8 protein-coding genes are annotated in these 4,736 nt (G+C 66.9%); 6 read left to right on the top strand and 2 right to left on the bottom strand.

All coding sequences use genetic code 11. From position 1 onward, the window contains the following. Positions 1-358 precede the first annotated feature (358 nt). A complete protein-coding gene (locus ACV7NQ_RS20450; protein WP_463361130.1) occupies positions 359-502 on the bottom strand; it encodes a hypothetical protein in 144 nt (47 codons plus the stop codon). A gap of 33 nt (positions 503-535) precedes the next feature. Between ACV7NQ_RS20450 and ACV7NQ_RS20445 the strand changes: the two genes are divergently transcribed. Then, positions 536-868, top strand: coding sequence for a hypothetical protein (locus ACV7NQ_RS20445; protein ID WP_463361129.1), 333 nt, complete (start codon positions 536-538; stop codon positions 866-868). Positions 869-1,094: 226 nt separating this feature from the next. On the opposite strand, the gene ACV7NQ_RS20440 is transcribed toward ACV7NQ_RS20445, so the two are convergent. Next, positions 1,095-1,436: an alpha/beta fold hydrolase gene (locus ACV7NQ_RS20440; RefSeq protein WP_463361128.1), complete on the bottom strand. Its 342-nt coding sequence runs from the start codon at positions 1,434-1,436 to the stop codon at positions 1,095-1,097. 213 nt (positions 1,437-1,649) lie between these two features. Here ACV7NQ_RS20440 and ACV7NQ_RS20435 point away from each other — a divergent pair, with 213 nt between their 5' ends. The 5 genes from ACV7NQ_RS20435 (at position 1,650) to ACV7NQ_RS20415 (ending at position 4,627) form a co-directional block, all read left to right on the top strand. Further along, entirely contained in the window at positions 1,650-1,772 is a 123-nt protein-coding gene (locus tag ACV7NQ_RS20435) for a hypothetical protein (protein WP_463361127.1), read from the top strand. A 117-nt stretch (positions 1,773-1,889) separates the two neighbouring features. Then, the gene (locus ACV7NQ_RS20430) at positions 1,890-3,080 is read left to right on the top strand and encodes a cytochrome P450 (RefSeq protein WP_463361126.1); all 1,191 of its coding nucleotides are present in this window, start codon (positions 1,890-1,892) and stop codon (positions 3,078-3,080) included. A gap of 24 nt (positions 3,081-3,104) precedes the next feature. Next, positions 3,105-3,998: a hypothetical protein gene (locus ACV7NQ_RS20425; protein ID WP_463361125.1), complete on the top strand. Its 894-nt coding sequence runs from the start codon at positions 3,105-3,107 to the stop codon at positions 3,996-3,998. Between the two features lie 66 nt (positions 3,999-4,064). After that, a complete protein-coding gene (locus tag ACV7NQ_RS20420) occupies positions 4,065-4,328 on the top strand; it encodes a hypothetical protein (RefSeq protein ID WP_463361124.1) in 264 nt (87 codons plus the stop codon). Next, positions 4,325-4,627, top strand: a complete 303-nt coding sequence (locus tag ACV7NQ_RS20415) for a hypothetical protein (RefSeq protein ID WP_463361123.1) — start codon at positions 4,325-4,327, stop codon at positions 4,625-4,627. Before ACV7NQ_RS20420 ends, ACV7NQ_RS20415 begins: the two co-directional genes overlap by 4 nt. Positions 4,628-4,736: the final 109 nt, after the last annotated feature.

Genomic DNA, 4,736 nt, shown 5'->3' with positions numbered 1-4,736 from the left:
CCACGCATCGGCCTCACCCCGCCACACCCGCCCGGTCTTCCAACCGACGGATCCCCAACCACGGCACAGCACAACAACTCCCACGATCACACGCCCCGACGGAACCACCCTCGAAACGACCGACGGCAGCACACCCCACGCACACGACACATCACACGCCCAGATCGGTGCAACCCCGCACACGACCATCGATCTCTCCGACACCCCAGCGACCGACTCGCAACGCAACAACTGCGGTCCGCTCACGATCGCCGCACTCATCGAGCACACAAACAGCCCCGTCGTCCGCCCGATCACCACCCCCACCGACCTCACCGGCATCACCAGCACCCAACTCGAACACGCCGCCGCAGCACCATTACGACCATTCCTCAACCACAACGACATCGCCGAGAACCTCCGCACACTCGGCCACGGCCACATCGCCCTCGTCGTCGACACCTACACCACCACCGACCAACACGGCATCGGCGCCCACACCTATCTGCTGATCAACGACCACGGAACCATCACCGTCGACGACCGCGGATTCGGTGTGCGACACCCCTTCCCGCCACAACCACGACGAGAACTCGCACACACCCACGCCATCCTCTACACAGCACACGGCATTCCCATCGAACCCACAGCACACCCCGGAACCCCCGGGCCGAGATGGGAACCGCTGCCCGACAACGGCCATCACCTGTTCGAGGCGCTGTCACGCTTGTACGGCTACCCGACAGCACACCATGCGCGTAGTGAGCTCGTCGGGCGGATAGCGGAGAATCCCGCCGCGAGTCTCCGGTCGATGCCCTTGACCCCCGAGATCCGCCGGACCCTGCAGGATGAACGTCGCCGCCGCGACGGCGTCGACGCCGAATATTGAATCGGGCGGCTCACACCCGGCCAATGGAAGGCGGAAACCGACCGCCGCCAGCAATACGACCAGCAATTCAACAACTCTCGGCAGACCGAATTCCACGACCTCGTCAACAGCCTCCGCAACCCGCTTTCGGCGGAGGTGTACAGCAGCGTGAACGGTGCGCCGGACTCGTTGTGTGACGGGGCCGAACCGGGCGCGGTGAAGCTCGCGACCGAGGCCCGAACGGTCGCTACTGGGGCAGTGACAACGCGGTAATCGTGGGCTGGAGCCTGGGCGGAAATATCGCGTTCGAGGCCGCTCCGGCCCTGCCTCGAGCGGCGAACCCGGCGAGTACGGCGGCGTGGCCGGGCAGGGAGTAGTCCTCGGTGTTCTTTGCGCGGGCTGAGGATCCGTGCCCCGGCAGGTCGAAGGCCAGACAACGGAAGCGCTGGCCGAACGAGCCGGTCAGGATCGGATCCCAGGTGCGGGCCGACGAGGAGTTGCTGTGCACGAAAATGACTGTGCGGCCACGGCCGTAACTCTGTGTGAAGGCGATCTGCTGATGACCGACGGTGATGTCCTGCCGGTTCACATGCTTTCCTGTCGCTCCGCCCGGATCCGGTACTCACGAGACATGCCTCCGAGCCAGGTGCGTCCCGCTGAATTCGCGCGTCTCACCGACTACCTACGGGACCATTCGCGTCACCGGCACTGTACACGTAGTCAATTACCGTCCTGAAATGCAGCACTGCCGTGGCCCGTTCATCGGTCGCCCGGCCACACATCGCTACCACCGGCCGCCACGATGGCGGATGAAACCGCGCTAAAACTGGTGTCGGCCAGGGGAATCAGTGGACTCACCGTGGCCGAGGCCAACCGTGGGGCCGGGGTCAGTGAGCCGGTTACCGCACCCTCGCTCGGCGACTGAGCGGCGATTCGAGCAGAAATCCGTTACGCTGCTTGACAAGCCTGCGTCAGAGTCGTAAGCCACAGCACCCCAACGACTTTGATGCAGCAACCACTGTTCGAATCGTCTGGAGCAACTGTGGCCGCTATACCGGTCAGCGATGCCGACCTCTACACCCACGAGGCCCGGATCGACCCGTACCCGATCTACGAAGAGCTCCGCGCGCTGGGCCCGGTGGTGCATCTGTCCCATTACGACCTCTATGCGCTTCCGCGCTATCAAGAGGTCCGTGCGGCCCTCATGGACTGGAAAACATTCTCCTCGGCTCGCGGCGTATTCGTCGACCCGACGGTGAACTCCCAGCTCGAGGGCATCACGCTGTGCAGTGACCCGCCAGACCACACCATGATGCGCTCGGCGCTGGGTGGTCCCCTGCGCCCGGACAGGATGCGCGAGGTCGCGCCCACGATCGAGGCTGAGGCAGACCGCATCGTCAAGGCGCTGGTCGACCGGGGCCGGTTCGACGCCGCAACGGAACTGGCCGAGCATCTGCCCATGACCGTCGTTTCCGACCTGGTCGGGCTGCCCGACCAGGGCCGCGCCAAGATGCTGGAATGGGCCGCGGCCATGTGGAATGCGCAGGGCCCGGCCAACGAGCGCTTCGCGAACGCCATGCCCGCGGTCGAGGAATTTATCGCCTTCGCGAACAACGAGGCGGTGCCCGGACGCATCGACCCCGACGGTTGGGCCGCCCACCTTTACCAGGCGGCCGACCGCGGGGAACTGCCACGCGACAAGTGCCCCGGGATGATGCTCGACTACGTCACCCCGAGCCTGGACACCACCATCCTCGCGATCACCAACGCAATAGCGCTCTTCGCCCAGCATCCCGAACAGTGGGACCTGCTGCGGGCCGACCGGTCGCTGATTCCGCATGCGATCAACGAGTCACTGCGCCTGGAGTCCCCGGTCCCGCAGTTCAGCCGGGTCCTTACCGAAGACCACGAGATCGGCGGCGTGTCCGTCCCGGCCGGCAGCCGGATGGCACTGCTCTACGGTTCGGCGAACCGCGACGAGCGCCACTACCCGGATCCGAAGCGCTTCGACATCACCCGCCGCCCCTCGGACCACCTGGCCTTCGGGCGCGGCGAGCACATCTGCGTCGGCATGCATCTGGCGCGACTGGAGATCAGCACACTGCTCGATCGGCTGGCCGACCGGGTGACCCGGTTCGAAGTCGTAGCCTCGACACCGATGATCAACAACGGCCTGCGCGGCCTCGAGCACCTCGAGGTCGCCGTCCACACCACCGAGAACGCTCGCGGATAGGACGCACACATCCTGGATGGGTCTATGACCGCAAGACCGAGCGGCGCGACCAGACAACTGGCATCATCGTTCCCGGAGGCCGAAGTGCTGCCCGCCGATACCGTCGAGCCCGGAGTACCCACCATGAACAGCACCCCGACCGTCTATCACCGCTGGACCCGGCAGCCGCTGATCTATCTGCCGGTGCACCGGCGCGGTCAGGTGATCGGCTTCCTGTGGGCCGCGACCACCCAGTACGCCGCGGGATTCGAACGCCGCCTCGCGGTGGCCGGTGACGATCTCGACTGCCTGATCGCCTGGGAGACAAGGCTGAACGAGTCAGCCGCACGCGGGTTTGCCCCGGCCGCGGCCATCGAACAGTGGATCGGTGCACCCGAGGACGCGTCCGCGGGCGCTGTCCCGGCCGATATCCGGCCCGGCAGGTTTGCGAGCCTGGCGGAGCTGTGGGATCGGCTCAATCCGGATGGCCCGCCCCTGGACGACGGCCCTCTGATCCAGGACGGCACGTATCCCGATGGGACACCGGTCGATCGGGCAGAGGGCTGGGGACCGCTGGTGAGCGTCCCGCTGCAGACCTACGCCGCAGACACCGACGCATCGGTCCGGTATCTGCCGGTGCGGCTGGATTCGGTGGTCGTCGGCTACATCTGGGCCGCGGTCACCGGTGATGCCGCCGGATATCTGCCGCGGGCGCAGGCCGGGCGCACCGGCGAGGTCGCGGCAGGACTGTGGCAACTGCGGTTCAGCGACGCCTACCTCGCCGGGCAACCGGCCACCGCGGCATTGAGCCGTTGCCGCACCTTTCCGGCGGATCGGCTGTCCGGGGTCGTCGGACCCGAGGTCACCGAATTCGAAGCACCCAGTCTCGCCGATCTACGCCAACTCGCCGGCGAACCCGCGACAGACCGGCGAGGCTGACAACACGCAGCGCACGATCATCACGTTGCGCCCCAAACTCGTGTGCGGCGACCTGAGCCGAAATCCGTGCCGGAGTACATCACTCGTGCCGACTCCGCGCCGGAGCCGTTGAACCCGACCATCGTCGCGCTCGGTGGCCTCGCGCTGGGTTTGTTGTTGTTGATCGTGGCGTTCGCGAATCTGAATCGGATGCCGAGCTGGGCCGACGACTACGGCACGGTTCTCGTTTATTTGGCGTTCTTCCTATATATGTCCATCGCCGGACGGCTCACCTGGTGGGGCATCGACACCCTGCGCGAGCAAGCCAAGAACCGCCGGGGTCGCCGATGAGCGCCCGTCTCGCGCGGCACGCCGCGCTGGTGCTGGCCGCGGCCGCGGCCGGCCTGGGCGTCGGTGCCGAGGTCGTCACCGGCTCGCCGGCCGCGACCGCGCAGGGTTATGTGCCGTGTGGCAGGCCATGCATCCGGGCTGGCCGTGCGTCGATGTCCCCACCCCGCCGCCGGGCGGCCCGCACACCGTCTGCACCCAGCCCCCTTGCCGTCGCAGAACCCTTCCGTGCCCGGCCAATCCGGCACCGGCGGTGGGATCAGCGCGGGCGCGCTCACCCCACCACCGATCGCGCCCGGTAACGGGACACCGATCATGCCAGTCCCCGGCGCAGAGACCCCCGTACTGCCCGGTAATCAACCGGCTGCGCCGACTCAGCCACTGCAACAGCAACCCGTACCGGCGGCGACT

The organism is Nocardia sp. Tas62D01, assembly GCF_055232035.1.
This window is presented reverse-complemented; position numbering and strand designations above follow the sequence as displayed.